Origin of the sequence: Sphingomonas sp. ID0503, from assembly GCF_048565625.1 — a bacterium.
Classification (GTDB): domain Bacteria; phylum Pseudomonadota; class Alphaproteobacteria; order Sphingomonadales; family Sphingomonadaceae; genus JBLZUR01.
The window spans coordinates 2240559-2258237 of the sequence record NZ_JBLZUR010000002.1 but is presented as its reverse complement, the minus strand read 5'-3'; the positions used below and the strand labels follow the sequence as shown (position 1 = coordinate 2258237).

Here is a 17679-nt window from a genome sequence, read left to right as displayed (position 1 = left end):
CTTGTCGGGAAAGTCCGAAAAGGCATTCCTGACGATCAGCGAGGTCTCGACCCAGCTGGACGTGCCGCAGCACATCCTGCGCTACTGGGAAACCAAGTTCCCCCAGCTGAAACCCCTCCAGCGCGCGGGCAACCGCCGGTACTACCGCCCGGAAGACGTGGCGCTCGCCCGCCGCATCAAGGGCCTGCTGAGCGAGTCCGGCTATACCGTGCGCGGCGTGCAGCAGCTGTTGGGGCAAAAGGGCGGGGGAGAGGAGCCGGTGGTCACCACCACGTCCCCATCCGCCGAACTCAAGGCGATCCGCACCCTGCTCTCAGACGCATTGACCCACTAGATCCTCCCCCGGAGGGGGAGGGGGACCAGCCGCAGGCTGGTGGAGGGGTAGGCTCCGCACCCGCCACGGCCCCAAGATCAAAGCAAAAGCGTGCAGCAGCTATCGGGTCTGAAAGGCGGAGCAGATTTGTCCTCACCACGCCGGCATGGACTCGCGCTCCCCGAATGGACGAACGTCGGGCGATCCGAACCTCTCGCCGGACGCTCTCATCAGCGACTAGAAGCCCCCCGCTACGCCGCACCGACAGCCTTCTTCAACTCATCCCGATGCCGCACGGCCGTCGCGATCCCGGCGGCAGCAGCGACAACCGCCACCGCCCCGGCCGCAATCGCCCCGCGTTTCTTAAGGGAGGACCTCTTCCGCTTGGGCTCCTGCGAAACCGGCGGATGCGTGAGCTTGTGCTTAGGCTTGATCGTCATGCCACCAGAACCCTCCGGCAAACCGATGGTTGCACGCGCGCCTCGCGCGAGCACATCCCCCGATCCCCGATCCCCGATCCCCGATCCCCGATCCCCGATCCCCGATCCCCGATCCCCGATCCCCGATCCCCGCTCTTCGCGACAGTGCCTTCAATGGTGCAAAGCGATCGTTGCATAGCAGCTCTTGTGCTGCTCTGATCCTCCCCTGGAAGGGGAGGGGGACCGCCGCCGCAGGCGGTGGTGGAGGGGTAGCGCGCCGCATGCTGCACGGTCCGAAGATCACGCAAAAGCGTGCAGCAGGGCTCCGCCGGACCATGACCTTGCCAGAGGTACTCTTGAGGCAGGCATTGCGTGGACGACCGGCCGCTTTGCGGTTCCGGCGTCAGCATCCGGCAGGACGCTATAATCTGGATTTCTACTGTCCGGCCGTTCGACTTGCATCGAAGTGGATGGTGAGGTGCATGGCCGGGGTGACCAGTCTTCGCGAGACAAGGAACGAGATGCGTGGTTGCGATCGCAGTCCGTTTGCGTCCTTCGTATTCCTGCATCCGACGTGCTGCGGGACGTTGATGCCTGTGTGCTTCACATCGTGCGCATCGCTCGTGGAGACTACCCCTCCACCGCCTTCGGCGGTCCCCCTCCCCCTCCGGGGGAGGATTAGAAAGTCTGCAAATGGAGATTGCGGCCGCTCGACTCCAACCAGCCACCGGCCTTTTCTCCTGTCCTACAGCCGGCCTAATCAGCCACATCATCACTGATGACCGACTCGCCCGCCCATCCTCACCGCGAGAACCGCGCGCTTCACCGCCGCTCCGCCTCGGTTCATCGACGCGCCGCACATACGTATAGGGAAAGTCGTTACCTTTGCCCGCTTCGCCGGGCGCTCAATCGTCCTCCGGCCCCAGCGCCGGATCGAGGTCGCGGGGGCGGGTGAAGGTGAGGAGCTTGCCGGTGCCTTCGGCCACGTCGGACCAGCCCGCCACGTCGAACGCGATCTCCGCCAGCGCGGCCGTCGGATACTTCGCCGCGACCGCGTCGCGCATCGATCCGCCGCCGTCGACCAGCAGGAGGACGAGTTCCTCCAGTCCCGGATTATGGCCGATCAGCAGGATGCTCTCCGCCGCATCCGGTTGTTCGTGGATGATGTCGAGCAGGGTGTCGGGTGCGGCGAGATAGGCGCGCTTGTCGAATTCCGGGGCGAGGCCCGCGCCGAGGCCGCCCTCCACCGCCGCGATCGTCTCCATCACCCGCGTTGCAGGTGAGGCGACGACCCGGTCGAAGCTGAGGCCCCGCTCGGCCATGAACGCGCCGATCGCATGGCCGGCCTTGCGGCCCTTGCCGTTCAGCGGCCGGTCGAAATCGCGCTGCACCGAATCGTCCCAGCTGGACTTGGCATGGCGCAGCAGCGTCAGCTTCTTCATGCCGTCCCCGGAAAAGCGTGGTTCACGTCCTGACCGGCGTCCTGATGCCCCAACCGATCGGCGGAGGAAAGACGCGAACGCACGATTTCCACAGCCTGGTCGAGCGTCACCCGCTCCACCGCCACGCCGGGCGGAAAGGCATCGAGCAGGCGCGAGGGCGTGGCGGCGGAGAGGAGAACGAACACGCCCCGGTCGTCCGCGCGCCGGATCAGCCGCCCGAACGCCTGGGCCAGCCGCGCGCGCACCACCTGGTCGTCAAACCGGCTGCCCCCCTCGACCGCCCGCCGCGCGGCGTGGAGCACGGTCGGGCGCGGCCAGGGCACGCCCTCCATCACCACCTGCCGCAGCGAATGGCCGGGAACATCCACCCCGTCGCGGAGCGCATCGGTGCCGAGCAGCGAGGCGTGCGGATCGTCGCGGAAGATGTCGACCAGCGTGCCCGTATCCATCGGATCGACATGCTGCGCGTAGAGCGGCAGGCCATTTCGGGCGAGACGATCGGCGATCCGGGCATGCACCGCCTTCAGCCGGCTAATCGCCGAGAACAGCCCGAGCGTCCCGCCCCGCGCCGCCTCGACCAGCCGGGCATAGGCGATCGCCAGTTGCGGGGTGTCGCCCTTCTTGATGTCGGTGACGATCAGGACGCGGGCGTTCGCCGTATAGTCGAACGGGCTCGCCGCCTCGAAGTGCTTCGGCGCGTCCTCCATGTGCTGCGCGCCGGTCAGCCGCTCGGCATTCGACCAGTCGCCGCCCCGCTTCAGCGTCGCCGAGGTGACGATCAGGCCGTGTGCCGGCTTCAGCACCGTCTCGGCCAGCGGCTTGCCGGGGTCGAGCCAGTGGCGGCGGATGCCGACGTCGTATTCGCGCCCGTCCACCCGGTCGACCGCCAGCCAGTCGACGAACTGCTCGGCCGGCGGCCCGCCGAGGCGCAGCAGCAGCTCGACCCAGGCCCCGACCGTGCGATTCCTCAGGATCAGCCCGTTGATCGCTCCCTCAATCCGCGCCCGCGCCGGCCCGTCCAGCCAGTCGGGCGCGTCCTCCATCACCGCCTCCAGCCGTTGCCGCAGGCGGACGAGCGGCCCACCCAGCGCCTCCAGAGCATGGGCGGCAATGGTCGCCGCCTCGACCAGATGGCCGTCCAGCTCGGCCGCATCGGTCTCGATCCCATACCCCGCATCCGCCGCATCGGCCCGCGCATAGACGGTGTCGCGCACCGCGGAGAGCAGCGCCTCAATCGGCCCGAACGGCGCCCGCTCGACGATCCGGCCGAGCCAGCCGTCGCCGACCAGGTTCTGCGCGGCGGCGGTGACGGCGGACAAGGCTTCCGCCCCCGCCTCGTCATAGGAGACGACGTCGGCCAGCCGCGCCGCCAACCCCCGCCTTCGCCCGCGACTTTTTCCCTCAGGTCCGATCAGCCAGCGGCGCATCTCGATCGCCTCCTGCCCGGTCAGCGCCACGCGGAAGGTCGAGTCCGCAGCCTCGTGAAGATGGTGGCCCTCGTCGAATACGATGTGACCGAGGCCGCGCCCGAGCGTCCGCGCCCGATCGGCGAGCAGCATGACGAGCGCATGGTTGGCGATGACGATGTCCGCCCCTTCGGAGGCCCGCGCCGCCCGCTCGATGAAGCATTTCCGGTAATGCGGGCAGCCGGCATAGACGCACTCGCCACGCCGATCGGTCAGCGCGGTCGTGCCGTTGCGCTTGAACAGAGCCGGCAGCCAGCCGGGCAGGTCGCCGCCCACCATGTCGCCGTCGCGGGTATAGGCCGCCCACCGCGCGACGAGATGCGCGAGGATCGCCGCTCGGTTCTGGAACCCGCCCTGCAGCGCGTCCTCCAGGTTGAGCAGGCAGAGGTAATTCTCGCGCCCCTTGCGGATCACCACCTTCTCGCGCCGCTCGGCCGGGTCGGGGAAGATCCGCGCGGTTTCGGCATCCAGCTGGCGTTGCAGCGCCTTGGTATAGGTCGACACCCAGACCGACCCGCCCGCCCGCTCCGCCCAGAGCGAAGCGGGGGCGAGATAGCCGAGCGTCTTGCCGATCCCCGTCCCCGCCTCGGCCAGCAGCATCTCGGGCCGGCCCTCACGGGCGCGCGGGCCGAAGAGCGGGGCGACGGCCGAGGCATAGGCGCGCTGCCCCTCGCGAACTTCCGCGCTCTCGCCGACGAGGCGGCGGAGCCGGTCGAGCGTATCGGCCTCGGGCAGGCGGATGCTCGCGGCAGGCGGCCGCTGCGCCGCCTCATCCCATTCGGGCAGGCGGGAGAACAGCCAGCGCTCGGCTCGCTCGGGCTTCCCGATCCGCATCACCACCGCCGCCGCCCAGGGCCAGCGCAGCCGGGCCAGCGCCTGCGCCGAGGACCATGCCCCCTCCCGCTCCGGCCAGTCACCCTCGATCCGGCCAAGCAGGCTTTCGGCCACGGTGCGGAGGAACCCCGGCGTCTCGGCATCACCCTCCGGCGGCGCCAGGTCCAGCGCATGGGCCAGCCCCTTCGGCGTCGGCACCACGAACCGCGCCGGGTGGACGAAGGCGAACAGCTCCAGCAGGTCCAGTCCGGACAGATCAGGATGCCCGATCCGCGCGCCGACCACCGGCGCGTTCAGCAGGATCATCGGCGTCTCGGCCGCCGCCGCGATCGCCTCGGACCGGCTGACGCTACGGACATCGCCGCCGCTCTCGATCCACACGCCGCCATGCGTCGCGTGAAGGACAGGGTAGGGAAGGGGGCTCACACCCCCATTGTCGCCGATGGAGAACAGATCGGCAACGGGAGAGTGGACCTTTGCAACCCACTTCTACCGTCACCCCCCCCCTTCTACCGTCACCCCAGCGAAGGCTGGGGTCCATCTCTGTCAGCGGTCGGAGTGCCGCCGGAATTTTCTACAGCCATGGATGCCAGCCTCCGCTGGCATGGCGGACATCAGTGGAACCGTACGGACATCAATCGAGATGCAAGGTTGGGTACAGATCCGCCCATTCCGGATTGCTCCGCCCGATCAAATTCAGCTTCCACCCGCGCTGCCAAGCCTTCAACTGCTTCTCCCGCGCGATCGCCTCGGTGATCGTCCCGTACCGCTCCACATGCACCAGCCGGGTCAGTCTGTGACGGCGGCAGAATTCGGACCCCTCACCCGCCCGATGTTGCGCAACCCGCGCGGCGATGGCGCTGGTGACACCGACGTACAATGTACCGCTCGGCCCATTGGTCATGATGTAGACGTAGCCACGTTTCACACGCGGCAGCGTGTGCGCCACGAGACATGGATGCCAGCCTTCGCTGGCATGACGATGATTTTCCTACACATCACCCCATCCCTTTACGTCACCCCAGCGAAGGCTGGGGTCCATGTCTCCTCCAACCAAGATGACACGCGAGAGCCTGCTCCCCCACACGCATCATCACGCTGTCCTACACGGCCGTTTTCTGCTTCACCCTGCCCGATGCGCAATCCGTCCTTAACCTCACCTCCGCCGCGTCGCTGCCGCGCAAGTGTCGCGTCGCCGCCGCGCAGGTGCCGCTTCCCTGCCGCAGCCCCGGAGAAACCCTCGTCCGAGCCGCAACTTTCGCAACTTAGCGGGACGCTGCTCAAGCACCTGCCCTTGCGTCCCGCGCCCCGCGCGCTAGTCCCTGCCGCACCATGACCACCGATCTCCGCACCGCCGCGATGGACTCCAAGGCCTGGCCGTTCGAGGAGGCGCGCAAGCTCTTGAAGCGCTATCCGAACGGCGCGCCGCCCAAGGGCCATATCCTGTTCGAAACCGGCTACGGCCCGTCCGGCCTGCCGCATATCGGCACCTTCAACGAAGTGCTGCGCACGACGATGGTCCGCCGCGCCTTCGAGACGCTGTCGGACGTGCCCACCCGCCTCGTGGCGTTCAGCGACGACATGGACGGGCTCCGCAAGGTGCCGGACAACGTGCCGAACAAGGAGATGCTGGCCGCCAACCTCGGCAAGCCGCTCACCGCCATCCCCGACCCCTTCGGCAAGTTCGAGAGCTTCGCGCATCACAACAACGCGATGCTCCGCGACTTCCTCGACCGCTTCGGTTTTGAGTACGAGTTCATGTCCTCGACCGAGCAGTACCGCGCGGGCCGCTTCGATGACGCGCTGAGGGCGATCCTGCGCAACTACGACGCGATCATGGGCGTGATGCTGCCGACGCTCCGTGCCGAGCGGCAGGCGACCTATTCGCCCGTCCTGCCGATCAGCCCGAAGAGCGGCATCGTCCTGCAGGTGCCCGTCACGGTGATCGATGCCGAGAACGGCATCGTGTCTTTCGAGGATGAGGGCGAGCGGATCGAGCATTCGATCCTTTCCGGGGGTGCCAAGCTGCAGTGGAAGGTCGACTGGGCGATGCGCTGGTACGCGCTCGACGTCGATTACGAAATGTCGGGCAAAGACCTGATCGATTCGGTCACCCAGGCGTCGAAGATCGTCCGTGTGCTGGGCCACCGCCCGCCGGAGACGCTCACCTACGAAATGTTCCTGGACGAGAAGGGGGAGAAGATCTCCAAGTCCAAGGGCAACGGCCTCAGCCTGGAGCAATGGCTGACTTATGGCACCGAGGAGAGCCTCGCCTTCTACGCCTATCGCGAGCCGAAGAAGGCCAAGCAGCTCCACATGGGCGTGATCCCGCGCGCAATTGACGAATACTGGCAGTTCCGGGGAAATTACGCGGGGCAGGAATGGCCGCAGAAGCTCGGCAATCCGGTCCACCACGTCCACAACGGCAAGGTGCCGGACGAGGCGCTGCCCGTCACCTTCGGCCTGCTCCTCAACCTCGCGAGTCTGCCGGGCGTCGGCGATGCCGAGACGCTGTGGGGCTTCGTCCGCCGCTATGCGCCGGATACCAGCCCGGAGAAGAACCCGGCGCTCGACCAGTTGATCGGCTATGCCGTCGCCTATGGCCGCGACTTCGTGGCACCGACGCTCAAGCGCCGACCGCCGACCGCGATGGAGGCCGATGCGCTGCGTGATCTCGACGCGCGCCTCGCCGCGCTCGCCCCGGAAGCAGGCGCGGAGGCGTTCCAGAACGAGGTCTACGAAGCCGGCAAGGCGCATCCGTTCGAGAGCCTGCGCGACTGGTTCCGCACCCTCTACGAGACGCTGCTGGGTTCGGAGCAGGGACCGCGCATGGGCAGCTTCATCGCGCTCTACGGCCTCGAAAACAGCCGGAAACTCATCGCCGAGACGCTTGATGCAGTTGAATCTGCGTCTCCGGCCGCACCGACGCAACCTGCGGCGTGAAAAGGCGTTAGGGGTTTCGGTCCATCCCCTTTCGGACTGGTGACGCGCGTTCGTGCGCCATCGGCCGCGCCGATGCTTCCGCACGGCGCGGCCACAGTCCGTTGAGGAGGATGGTTGGATAGCCTTGGTGACCCGTTTTCTCGCATTCCTCGCTTTGTTGGCGATAACTGCTCCCGCCGTCGCTGCCTCGCCTGGTGATCGCCTGACGCAGGCCGCTCTCTCGGTCCCGGACAAGAAGGCGGCGGAGGCCATTGTCGAAAGCTCGCTGGCCGAGATCGACGCGGTTCTTCGCGCCGATCCGAAGAACTGGGACATGCGGCTGCAGCGCGGGATCGGCCTCGGCTACCGGGCGAAGCTCACCCGCAGCATTGGCGATGCGAAGGCGGCGCGCGACATCTTCACCCAATTGGTGCGGGAGCGGCCGAACGATCCGCAGGGCCTGATCGCCCTGGCGAGCTGGCATATCGAGACCGTCGCCGATGTCGGCGCCTTGATCGGCAGCGCAGTGCTCGGCGCCAAGCGCGAGGCGGGGCTGGGATTCCTCACCCGCGCGGTCAAGGCCAGCGGCGATCAGGCGCTCGTCACCGGCTTCGCCGCGCTCCTCCACGCCCGCGCCCTGCCAAAGGACGTGGCGGCGACGCGCGCCCTGGTCGAAGCGGCGATGAAGGACCAGGTCAACATTCCGCTCGACCGCGAGATGCAGAAGCGCGCCGCCCGCCTGCTTCCCGCCTTGCGGGCCAATGACGGCAAGGCCGCGGCAACCCTCGCCGCGACCCTGCTGCCTCTGGGTGCTGTGAAGTAATTACCAGAAGAAGCCCTGGTTCACCTGCAGCACCCGACCGGTGCGCACGTTCACCAGCAGGACGTCATTACCCCAGCGCACCCAGCGGTTCGCACCCGGGGCGGGCAGGCGGTAGCGGCCGTAGTCGGAAACGACATAGCGGTTGCCGTAATAAACCGGCTGCAGACGATAGCCGACGTTCACCGGCCGGTAGCTCCAGCCGCGCGGGCCGACATAGGCGGGGCGGCGATAGGCTTCGCGGTGGTCGCGCCGGTATTCGCGCCAGTCCTGACGATATTCGCGCTTCGCCTCGCGCACGTCACGCCGCTGCTCGCGGACATCGTGGCGGCTGCCGTGGTTCTGCGCATGGCGAAGGTCGCGCTGCTCCTGCCGGATCTCGCGCCGGTCATGGCGCAGCTCGGCGCTTTGCGCGGTCGCGAAAGCCGGAACGGCGACGGCGCCGATCATCAGGCTGGTGATAAGCTTACGCATCTCGATCTCTCCTTATGCAGCCGACCTTCCGGCCGGCGACGAAGGCATAGATGGCAGAGTCGATCTGAATGCCCCGAGTACCGGCCCGTCAGCTTCGCGAAAGCTTCCAGTTCGGCTTATCTCCGAAATGGAGTGACCGGCATTCACCGCGTCCCGAGAAGTCACCTTTTTGGAACCTGTTTGTCGAATTCGGGGATTTAGGGGGCTGACCGCCGTCCAGTTTGGATGCAGACCGGAACAGAACGCGATCAGCAGGGGGTGTCGATGGCGAACGGGGGGGCGGGTGTGTTCTACGGGGATCAACCGGGCGTGCTGGTTTTCGCCGCCGACGAAATGGCGGGAAGGGCTGCCGCCGATGCGGTGAATGCGCTTGGGGCGCGCCTCAGCGGCCCGGTGCCGATCGCCGTCGCTCTTGACCGGCTGGAGACGCAGGCTGGCGCCGACGCCATCCTGATCGAGGCCGGTGCCGGCCACCCCGCTCTCGATGACCTGTTCCACGCACTTCGCCAAGGGTCGGAGGACCGGCGCTACAATGTCGTCGCAAGCGTACCCGCCGCACTGATCGACCACGCTTATGCGCAGCTCGATGGCGACAATATCCAGCTGATCGCTGATCCCGAGCCCGCCGACCGCGTTGCCGCCCTGCATCTGGCGATCGGCGGATCGCCGAGCCGGGTGGCGGATATCGATGCGGAAGCCGGGGCCGCCCGCCTTCGTCAGCTGAGCGAGGAGGTTGCGCGCATCGCCCGAGCGCTGTCCGCTTTGTCGTCGGACGAGGGAAGGCGTCGCCCGAGTGTCACGCGCGACACCCCGCCGCTCGCCGACGATGGCGAGCCGATCGAGGCGGAGCAGGTCCGCGCCGTGATCCGCGCCCGCCGCCTGCGATCCCAGATCTTCGATCCGGAACTCTTCTCCGATCCCGCCTGGGACATGCTGCTCGACCTCACGGCGGCGCGGCTGGAGGACAAGCAGGTGGCCGTCTCCAGCCTCTGCATCGCCGCCGCCGTCCCGCCCACCACAGCGCTCCGCTGGATCAAGACGATGACCGACGCGGGCCTGTTCCTGCGCCGCGCCGACCCAATGGACGGACGCCGCGTCTACATCACCCTGTCCGACGACGCAGCGGACGGGATGGAACAATACATGATCCATACCCGCCGCCTGATGCGGGAGGTCTATTCGACCGCGTGACCTTTCACAGGCTGATCGATGCGGTGAGGCTCCGGTACTTCTCCACGTCCTTGTCGAAGAAGTGCAGGGCAGGCGCCTCATAGGTCACGAGGTACAGCTTGCCGTCGATCAGTGCGCCGATCGCCTCGCCTCGGCGACGGACCTCGTCATCCCCGCGCACGAAGCTGTAGGTGAAGCGGATAGCCTTGCGGCCCGAAAGGGTCGCCGGCTCCTGCGTGTCGATGCTCATCTGATTGACCGCGTTCTGGCTGCGGTACGTGGATTCGAGCAGCGCCGGAATGTCGGTGATCAGCATGTTCGCCGCGACCTTCGGCAGCGGCTGCTGCTTCTTGCTTAGTTCCCGCACCAGCGGCTGGCCGGGCGCGATCCCGCCGAAGAAGGTCACCTTGTTCAGCGCGTCGCCGTCGATCGTCCAGACCTCGGTGTTCTTGCCGGGACGGAGGCTCAGCCTGTTCCACTCGCCATCCGGCCTCGCGCCAAGGCGGGACTTGGCGATGCCGCTCTGCGGCCCCGCCGCGACCAGTGAGTTCGCGCAGGCAGGCGCCGCGACCGCAACGGAAAGCGCGATGATGAGAGCTGTCGGATTCATCGGTGTCCTCAATTCGCCATCAGAGTCTGGATCATGGTGGCGTCAGATGCGGCGGGATTGGCGGCGAGATAAGCGGCAAGCGCCTGCCGCCCCTCCTCGGCCTGCCCGTTGCGGAGCAAGGCGAGGCCGAGATTGCGGTCGAGGTCCGGCGCGGCATAGCCGGCCATCTTCGCCTCGCGATACCAGGTGCTCGCCATCTGCAGGTCGCGCGGATTGCCGCGCGCGCGGTAAAGCTCGGCCCGGGCGAAGAGTAGGTCGCCCGTCCAGCCGGTCCGCTCGGCGATCGCGGCCATGATGAAGTCGGATCCACCAAAGTCGTTCATCTTGTTCTGCGCGGCCAACAGGCGCGGGAGGTAGGGCGCGATCGCCGCACGATACTCCGCCGCTCGGTCATCGGTGCCGCCCGGCGTCTTCTCCGCCTGCGCGGCGAGGTAAGTGGCGCGGGCGAGATTCGTGGGATGGGTTGCGAAGGTGCCGGCAGTATATTGCTGCTTCAGCTTGAGGCCGCGGCCTGTCGCCGTCGCGTCCTGCTCCGCCATCAACTGCCGCCAGACGGCCGCCGATGCCTTTGACGGGTAGCCGGACGTGGCCATGTACTTCATACCCAGCAGGTCGGCGGACGTCTCCTGATCGCGATCGAAGCGATGTGTGGACGCGACGATCGTCGCCTGAAGGCTGCCGGTGTTCACATTGGAAAGGCCGCCGAGAACGCCGATCCAAGCGGCCACGTCCGATGACCCGCGCCGGTTTTTGAAGCCCATCAGGCTGTGGCGGAGTTCGAAATGGCCGAACTCGTGGCCAAGGACAGCGGCAAGCTCCGCCTCGCTTCGCGCGCGGAGCAGCAGCCCGGACCACACCTCCATGCAGCCGTTCGGCATCATAGTGGCGTTAAACGCGGGGATCTCCATCACATAGACGCGGACGCCCTGGCAACGCTCGGTCCCAACCTCGCGGCAGAGGACCGCGCGGACATAGGGTTCCAGCTTGCCGTCGTTGATCCGTAGCGGGCTGTCGCGCAGCATCCGCTCGCGCTCGTCCGCCTCCATCCACATGCCCCGTTCGTCGACGGTGGCGGGTTCGTAGCCGGGTGTGTAAGTCGGCAAGGCCAGGCCGCTCTCCGCGGCCGTTGCCAACTGGGCCGAGGCGAGCAGAGCGGCGGCGAGCAGGCCGAGACGCCGCATCCTATTGCCCGCCACCGGCCGCCGCCGTCTCTACCGGCTTGCCGGGGAAGCCTTCCAGCAACTGCTTCACCCGCTTGGCCGCACCTTCGGCGGTGCGGACGTCGCCGCCCATCTGCTGATCGGCGTTCAGCCAGACGAGTTCGCCGCTGCGCAGGTCAACCAGCCCCGCGTAACCCGCATGGACGCCGGAGGTGACGCTGATCCCGCCCATCATCGCGAAAACCTGCAGGACCTTGCGGCCGGTCGATCCGAACTGATCGTTGGTGGTGATGAAAAGCGCGTAGTCGGCCCCCTCCAGCGAGCGGAGCTTGCCCACGTCGGTCCCGATCGACCAGTCGAAGCTGCCCTTCCGCTTCTTGGTCGGCAGGCGGTTGCCGGGGAAGAACTGGTAGGTGATGACCGAACCCGCGACGGCGCTGAACAGCTGCGAATATTGCGTCATCACGCCGCCTTCGCCGCTCATCCCTTCGTCATACTCGACGACACTGTTGCCGAGCCCGGCCTGTACCGCCCGCAGTGCTTCGGAGATGTTCGCACGGGCGGTATTGGTCCAATCCGCGTTCGGCTCGCCCAGGCCGCCCGTCGATTGCTCGCCCACGCGAATGTTCGGCCGCATCAGTACGACGCGCACGCTGCCGGGCGGCAGGGTGAAGCCGGCGCGACTGCCCGTCTTCTCCTGTGCCAATACCGGATTGGTCATCGAAAGCAGCGCCGCGATCCCCATCGCGCGCCACAGCGTCTTCCCTGCCATGATGTATTCCCCCGCTCCCGATCTTACTCAGAGCGGGGCGGAAGGGAAGAACTAAATATTATCCGTTATGGCGCGCGATCCAGTCCTCGAAGACGGGGGCGATCACGTTGCGCCAACGGCTGCCGTTGAAGATGCCGTAATGGCCGACGCCCGGCGCCATGTAATACTTCTTCTTTTCGTACGGCAGGTTGGTCGCGAGGGTGAGCGCCGCCTTGGTCTGGCCGAGGCCGGAAATGTCGTCCTTCTCACCCTCGACCGCCAGGATCGCGGTGTCGCGGATCGCGGAGAGGTCGACCGGCACGCCGCGGTGGATCATCTCGCCCTTTGGCAGGGCATGGCGCTGGAACACGACGTCGATCGTCTGCAGGTAGAACTCGGCCGTCATGTCGCAGACCGACCGGTATTCCTCGTAGAAGCGCTTGGTCGCGTCCGCCGATTCCTCGTCGCCCTGAACGAGGTGCTTGAACATCTCGTAATGGCTCATCAGGTGGTTGCCGAGATTCATGGTCATGAAGCCGGCGAGCTGGAGGAAGCCCGGATAGACCCGTCGTCCGCCACCCGGATAGGTGAAGGGCACGGTGGCGATGACGTTGTTCTCGAACCAGCTGAAATCGCGCTGGGTAGCGAGCTCGTTGACGGCAGTCGGTGCCTCGCGCGTGTCGATCGGCCCACCCATCATGGTGAGCGATGACGGGCGCGCCGGGTTGTTCGCCGCCGCCATTACCGCTGTGGCGGCAAGGACCGGCACGGAGGGCTGGCAAACCGCGAGCACATGCGTGTTCGGCCCGAGATGCTCCAGGAAGGCGATGACGTAATCGATATAGTCTTCGAGGTCGAAGCGCCCGGCATCGACCGGCACCAGCTTCGCATCGGCCCAGTCCGTGATCCAGACGTCATGCCCCGGCAGCATCCGCTCCACCGTGCCGCGCAGCAAGGTCGCGTAATGGCCGGACATCGGGGCCACGATCAGCAGTCGGGGGTCGCCCTGACGCCCCTCGCGCACGAAATGGCGAAGCTGCCCAAAGGGCTTCTCGCACTCGATCTCTTCGGTGACGCGCGTCTCGCGACCATCGATCAGGGTCGACTTGAACCCGAATTCCGGCTTGCCGCGCGGCGCGGCGGCATGGGCGAAGACCTCCAGCGCAGAGGCCATGACCGACCCGACACCGCCATAGGCGAACGGATTGGCAGGGTTCCCGAACCACTCGGCCCCGAAATTGGCCATCGCACTTGCGCCGGCCAGGAACGAGCGTTGCAGCTCATAAGCGTCGTATAGCATCGGTACTCCCCCCGCGGCGGCGCGGTGCACTGCCGTAGGCTTCAGATATGAGGATTTCGTCACTTCCTCAACGCATGGGTAACTGCAAAGGCTGCATGTGCTGTTGCAGTGCAGCATGGCTGCCCGGGCGTCAGGATTGCGGCAAGGCGCGCTTCGCCCTAATCGCCGCCGCCATGGCCAAGCCAAAATCCCTGGATGCGCCGCCCGAGTCGCGGCGCAGCGTGCGTAGCCTGACGCTGATCTGGGGGATCGCGGGACGCTATCCGGCGCAGATCGCGGCGGCGGGGCTGGCGCTCCTCCTTGCCTCCGCCGGTACGCTGGCGATCCCCTATGGGTTCAAGCGGGTCATCGATCTCGGCTTTGCGCACGGGGCGGACCTGGCAGGCGTGAGCCGCGCCTTCCGCTATCTGCTGATGATCGTCGTCGTGCTCGCCGCCGCAACGGCGATGCGGTTCTATTTCGTGTCCTGGCTGGGCGAGCGGGTGGTCGCCGATCTGCGCAAGGCTGTGCAACGCCACCTCCTGACGCTTGCGCCGCGCTTCTTCGAGGAGAACCGGCCGTCCGAGGTCGCCTCCCGCCTGACCGCCGACACGACGGTGATTGAGCAGACGGTCGGGACCACGGTCTCGGTCGCGCTCCGCAACCTCGTGGTCGGCACGGGCGGGATCATCTACCTCTTCATCCTCTCGCCCAAGCTTGCCGCCCTGCTGCTGATCGGCATTCCCGTCGCGATGGGGCCGATCATGATCTTCGGCCGGCGGGTGAGGGCGCTGTCGCGGGCGTCGCAGGACCGGATCGCCGATGTCGGTGGCATTGTGTCGGAGACGCTCGGCGCGATGCGGATCGTCCAGGCCTTCGGACAGGAGGAGCGGGAGGCCGGGCGTTTCGGCACTGTCGTGGACGCGACGTTCGCCACCGCCAAGCGCCGGATCGCGATGCGGGCGGTAATGACGGCAGTCGTGATCGGCGTTGTGTTCGGCGCGGTGACCCTGGTGCTGTGGGAAGGCACGGTCGATGTCGCGGCCGGGCGGATGAGCGGCGGTTCGATCGCGGCCTTCGTGCTGACCGGGGGGCTTGTCGCGGGCGCTTTCGGGGCGTTGAGCGAGACCTATGGTGACCTGCTCCGGGCGTCGGGGGCGGCGCAGCGGCTGGGCGAATTGCTCGCAGCGCAGTCCGACATCGTCGCGCCCGCCAGCCCCGCCGTCCTGCCGCAGCCGTCGCAGGGTGCGCTGACCTTTGAGGGCGTGTCGTTCCACTATCCGACGCGGCCCGATCTCCCCGCGCTGCACGGCATCGACCTTGCGGTGCGGCCGGGAGAGATGCTGGCGGTGGTCGGCCCTTCTGGGGCGGGCAAGTCGACCCTGTTCCAGCTGGTCGAGCGCTTCTACGACCCCGATGCCGGTCGCGTAACGCTGGACGGCGTGGACCTGCGCGAGGCTGATCCCGCCGACATCCGCGCCCGCATCGCGATGGTGCCGCAAGAGACGGTGATCTTCGCGGCGAGCGCGCGCGACAATCTGCGCTACGGGCGCTGGACCGCTACCGACGATGAGATCTGGGCTGCTGCTGAAGCCGCCAATGCCGCCACTTTCCTTCGTGACCTGCCGGACGGGCTGGACACTTTCCTGGGCGAGGCGGGCACGCGGCTGTCCGGCGGGCAGCGCCAGCGGATCGCGATTGCCCGCGCTATCCTGCGCGATGCCCCCCTGCTGCTGCTCGACGAGGCGACATCGGCGCTCGACGCGGAGAGCGAGCGGCTGGTGCAGCGTGCGCTCGACCGGCTGATGCAGGGGCGCACGACGATGGTCATCGCCCATCGGCTCGCCACCGTGCGCGCCGCCGACCGCATCGTGGTGATGGATCAGGGGCGCATCGTGGAGGAGGGGACGCATACGCAGCTGGTCGGTCGCGGCGGCCTCTACGCAAGGCTCGCGGCGCTGCAGTTCGAGGACGCCGCCTGACATGTCTCGAAATGGGTCAAAGTTTGCCAAGTTTGCGCTACGTCAACGCGGGAATCGTCTCATCCGGCGGGTTCGGCACGGATGCGGTTGCTGTTCCTGACGTAGATTGAAGCCACTGACGGTCCCTTTTTCCGAGAAGCGAGACCGGCCATGTATCCGAGGTCGGAGCCTGTAGGACAGCGGCGATCCGGCTAGCGGATGACCGCCCAGGTAGGTGCGTGATCGCTGGCCTTTTCCCGCCCGCGATATTCCTTGTCGACGCCGGCATCGACCAGCCGGTCGGCGACGGTGGGGCTGAGCAGCAGGTGGTCGATGCGGAAGCCGGCGTCGCGCGGCCAGGCACCGGCCTGATAGTCCCAGAAGGTCCACACCGGCCCGCGCGGATGGCGGGTGCGGATCGCGTCGGTCCAGCCTTGGTTGAGGATGGTGCGGAAGGCGGCGCGGCTTTCCGGCTGCATCAGCGCGTCGGTGGACATGGCGCGGACGGAGAAGGTGTCCTCGTCCTTCGGGATGACGTTGTAGTCGCCGGCGAGGATCGTCGGCACCTCTTCCGCCAACAGCGCCGCCGCGCGATCGGCGAGGCGCGCCATCCATTTCAGCTTGTAGTCGAACTTCGGACCCGGCTGCGGATTGCCGTTGGGGAGGTAGATGGAGGCGACGACGAGGCCATTCACATCTGCCTCGATATAGCGGCTATGGGTGTCGTCGGGATCGTCGGCGAGGCCGCGCTGGCGCTCGACCGGCTCCGCATCGCGGGCGAGGATGGCGACGCCGTTGAACCCCTTCTGACCGTGCCAGACCGCGCCATAGCCGGCCGCCTCGATCGCCGCCTTGGGGAACTTGTCGTCGTCAGCCTTCAGCTCCTGGAGGCAGACGATGTCGGGCTTCGTCTCCTCCAGCCATTCGACAAGGCGGGGGAGGCGGGCGGTGATGCCGTTGACGTTGTAGGTCGCGATCTTCATGGGCGCGACGGTAGCCGGGTGAGGCTAGATCGAGAAGCTCGTTCCGCAGCCGCAGCCTGAGGCGGCGTTGGGATTGGTCACGCGAAAGGCGGCGCCGCCGAGGCTTTCGACATAATCGACGGCCGATCCGCGGACGAGATCGAGGCTGATCGGATCGACCACCAGGGTCACGCCGTCACGATCGGCGCGCGCGTCGTCCGACGCCACAGCCTCAGCCAGCTCGAACTTGTACTGGAACCCAGCGCAGCCGCCGCCATCGACGGCGAGGCGGAGGATGGCTGGCTTGCCCTGCTTGCCCGCGATCGTCGCCACGCGCTTGGCGGCGGAGGGCGTCAGGTCGATCGCGGTATCGGTCATGGTGCGAAGATAGGGCGCGCGCCCATCCGCAGCAAGGCGACGATCAGTCCTCCGGACCGCCGACCGCGACCTCGGCCGTCATCCGCTTCTGCGCGGCTTCGGCGTACTGCGTGCCTTCGAGATAGGGGATCGGGTTCACGGCCGCGCCGTCGATGCGCACCTCGTAGTGGAGGTGGCTGCCGGTCGAGCGGCCGGTGGAGCCCATCAGCGCGATGATGTCGCCGCGCTTCACGCGCTGGCCGGGGCGGACGAGGATCTTGGAAAGATGGCCGTAGCGGGTCTGGATCGACTGGCCGTGGTCGAGCTCGACCAGGTTGCCATAGCCCGAAGCCCATTCGGCGCGGCCGACGAAGCCGTCGGCGGTCGCGTAGATCGCGGTGCCCTGCGGCCCGGCAAGATCGACGCCCTTGTGCATGGCGGCGGAGTGGCGGAACGGGTCGGAACGGACGCCGTAGCCCGATGTAAATTTCGCAAGATTGACCGGGCGTGCCGAAGGAACCGAAACGGTCGGCTTGGGTGCCACCACGTCCATCTTCTTCCAGTCGAGGAAGAGCGAGCGGAAGGTCGGATCGGCGGCTTCGGCGGCGGAGGCGATCTGCGGCGCAGCAGCGGCGAGGACCATCGACAGGATCGAAAGCGATCGGAACCGCCGCGCGGTGAGCGCGTTGAACACGCGAGAAGAGAGAGCTGTCATGCGACTCCTGCCGGTTTACTGACC

17 protein-coding genes and 1 pseudogene are annotated in these 17679 nt (G+C 67.2%); 6 read left to right on the top strand and 12 right to left on the bottom strand.

The window, feature by feature from the left end; all coding sequences use genetic code 11:
* Nucleotide 1 precedes the first annotated feature (1 nt).
* Nucleotides 2–334, top strand: a complete 333-nt coding sequence (locus ACM608_RS12045; RefSeq protein ID WP_419683457.1) for a MerR family transcriptional regulator — start codon at nt 2–4, stop codon at nt 332–334.
* Between the two features lie 230 nt (nt 335–564).
* Here the strand turns inward: ACM608_RS12045 and ACM608_RS12040 are convergent, their stop codons facing one another.
* On the bottom strand, nt 565–753 hold the full coding sequence (locus ACM608_RS12040; protein WP_419683456.1) for a hypothetical protein: 189 nt from the start codon (nt 751–753) through the stop codon (nt 565–567).
* Between the two features lie 260 nt (nt 754–1013).
* Between ACM608_RS12040 and ACM608_RS12035 the strand changes: the two are divergent.
* A pseudogene (locus tag ACM608_RS12035) lies at nt 1014–1414 on the top strand (endonuclease domain-containing protein).
* Between the two features lie 223 nt (nt 1415–1637).
* Here ACM608_RS12035 and ACM608_RS12030 read toward each other — a convergent pair.
* The 3 genes from ACM608_RS12030 to ACM608_RS12020 all read right to left on the bottom strand — a co-directional run bounded on the left by ACM608_RS12030 (nt 1638) and on the right by ACM608_RS12020 (nt 5423).
* The gene (locus ACM608_RS12030) at nt 1638–2174 is read right to left on the bottom strand and encodes a SixA phosphatase family protein (RefSeq protein WP_419683455.1); all 537 of its coding nucleotides are present in this window, start codon (nt 2172–2174) and stop codon (nt 1638–1640) included.
* Nucleotides 2171–4900: an ATP-dependent DNA helicase gene (locus tag ACM608_RS12025; RefSeq protein ID WP_419683454.1), complete on the bottom strand. Its 2730-nt coding sequence runs from the start codon at nt 4898–4900 to the stop codon at nt 2171–2173. The genes ACM608_RS12030 and ACM608_RS12025 overlap by 4 nt, the downstream gene beginning before the upstream one ends.
* 208 nt (nt 4901–5108) lie before the next feature.
* Nucleotides 5109–5423 (bottom strand): GIY-YIG nuclease family protein, encoded by a 315-nt coding sequence (locus ACM608_RS12020; protein ID WP_419683453.1) that lies wholly within the window; start codon nt 5421–5423, stop codon nt 5109–5111.
* Between the two features lie 383 nt (nt 5424–5806).
* On the opposite strand from ACM608_RS12020, the gene ACM608_RS12015 reads away from it, so the two are divergent.
* Nucleotides 5807–7417, top strand: a complete 1611-nt coding sequence (locus ACM608_RS12015) for a lysine--tRNA ligase (protein ID WP_419683452.1) — start codon at nt 5807–5809, stop codon at nt 7415–7417.
* 127 nt (nt 7418–7544) lie between these two features.
* Entirely contained in the window at nt 7545–8219 is a 675-nt protein-coding gene (locus tag ACM608_RS12010; protein WP_419683451.1) for a hypothetical protein, read from the top strand.
* Here the strand turns inward: ACM608_RS12010 and ACM608_RS12005 are convergent, their stop codons facing one another.
* On the bottom strand, nt 8220–8690 hold the full coding sequence (locus ACM608_RS12005; protein WP_419683450.1) for an RcnB family protein: 471 nt from the start codon (nt 8688–8690) through the stop codon (nt 8220–8222).
* A gap of 264 nt (nt 8691–8954) precedes the next feature.
* Between ACM608_RS12005 and ACM608_RS12000 the strand changes: the two genes are divergently transcribed.
* Nucleotides 8955–9881: a MarR family transcriptional regulator gene (locus ACM608_RS12000; RefSeq protein WP_419683449.1), complete on the top strand. Its 927-nt coding sequence runs from the start codon at nt 8955–8957 to the stop codon at nt 9879–9881.
* Nucleotides 9882–9885: 4 nt separating this feature from the next.
* On the opposite strand, the gene ACM608_RS11995 is transcribed toward ACM608_RS12000, so the two are convergent.
* The 4 genes from ACM608_RS11995 to ACM608_RS11980 are packed head-to-tail and all read right to left on the bottom strand — an operon-like array spanning nt 9886 to nt 13681.
* Nucleotides 9886–10470: a hypothetical protein gene (locus ACM608_RS11995; RefSeq protein ID WP_419683448.1), complete on the bottom strand. Its 585-nt coding sequence runs from the start codon at nt 10468–10470 to the stop codon at nt 9886–9888.
* An 8-nt stretch (nt 10471–10478) separates the two neighbouring features.
* Nucleotides 10479–11666, bottom strand: coding sequence for a M48 family metallopeptidase (locus tag ACM608_RS11990; protein WP_419683447.1), 1188 nt, complete (start codon nt 11664–11666; stop codon nt 10479–10481).
* Nucleotides 11653–12402 carry a hypothetical protein gene (locus ACM608_RS11985; RefSeq protein WP_419683446.1) on the bottom strand — a complete coding sequence of 250 codons (750 nt, stop codon included), beginning with the start codon at nt 12400–12402 and terminating at the stop codon, nt 11653–11655. Before ACM608_RS11985 ends, ACM608_RS11990 begins: the two co-directional genes overlap by 14 nt.
* 58 nt (nt 12403–12460) lie before the next feature.
* A complete protein-coding gene (locus ACM608_RS11980; protein ID WP_419683445.1) occupies nt 12461–13681 on the bottom strand; it encodes a polyhydroxyalkanoate depolymerase in 1221 nt (406 codons plus the stop codon).
* 173 nt (nt 13682–13854) lie between these two features.
* Here ACM608_RS11980 and ACM608_RS11975 point away from each other — a divergent pair, with 173 nt between their 5' ends.
* A complete protein-coding gene (locus tag ACM608_RS11975) occupies nt 13855–15642 on the top strand; it encodes an ABC transporter transmembrane domain-containing protein (RefSeq protein WP_419683444.1) in 1788 nt (595 codons plus the stop codon).
* A gap of 191 nt (nt 15643–15833) precedes the next feature.
* Here the strand turns inward: ACM608_RS11975 and xth are convergent, their stop codons facing one another.
* The 3 genes from xth to ACM608_RS11960 are packed head-to-tail and all read right to left on the bottom strand — an operon-like array spanning nt 15834 to nt 17655.
* Nucleotides 15834–16604: an exodeoxyribonuclease III gene (gene xth, locus ACM608_RS11970; RefSeq protein ID WP_419683443.1), complete on the bottom strand. Its 771-nt coding sequence runs from the start codon at nt 16602–16604 to the stop codon at nt 15834–15836.
* 24 nt (nt 16605–16628) lie between these two features.
* Nucleotides 16629–16961, bottom strand: coding sequence for an iron-sulfur cluster insertion protein ErpA (erpA, locus tag ACM608_RS11965; protein ID WP_419683442.1), 333 nt, complete (start codon nt 16959–16961; stop codon nt 16629–16631).
* A gap of 43 nt (nt 16962–17004) precedes the next feature.
* Nucleotides 17005–17655, bottom strand: coding sequence for a M23 family metallopeptidase (locus tag ACM608_RS11960; RefSeq protein ID WP_419683441.1), 651 nt, complete (start codon nt 17653–17655; stop codon nt 17005–17007).
* Nucleotides 17656–17679: the final 24 nt, after the last annotated feature.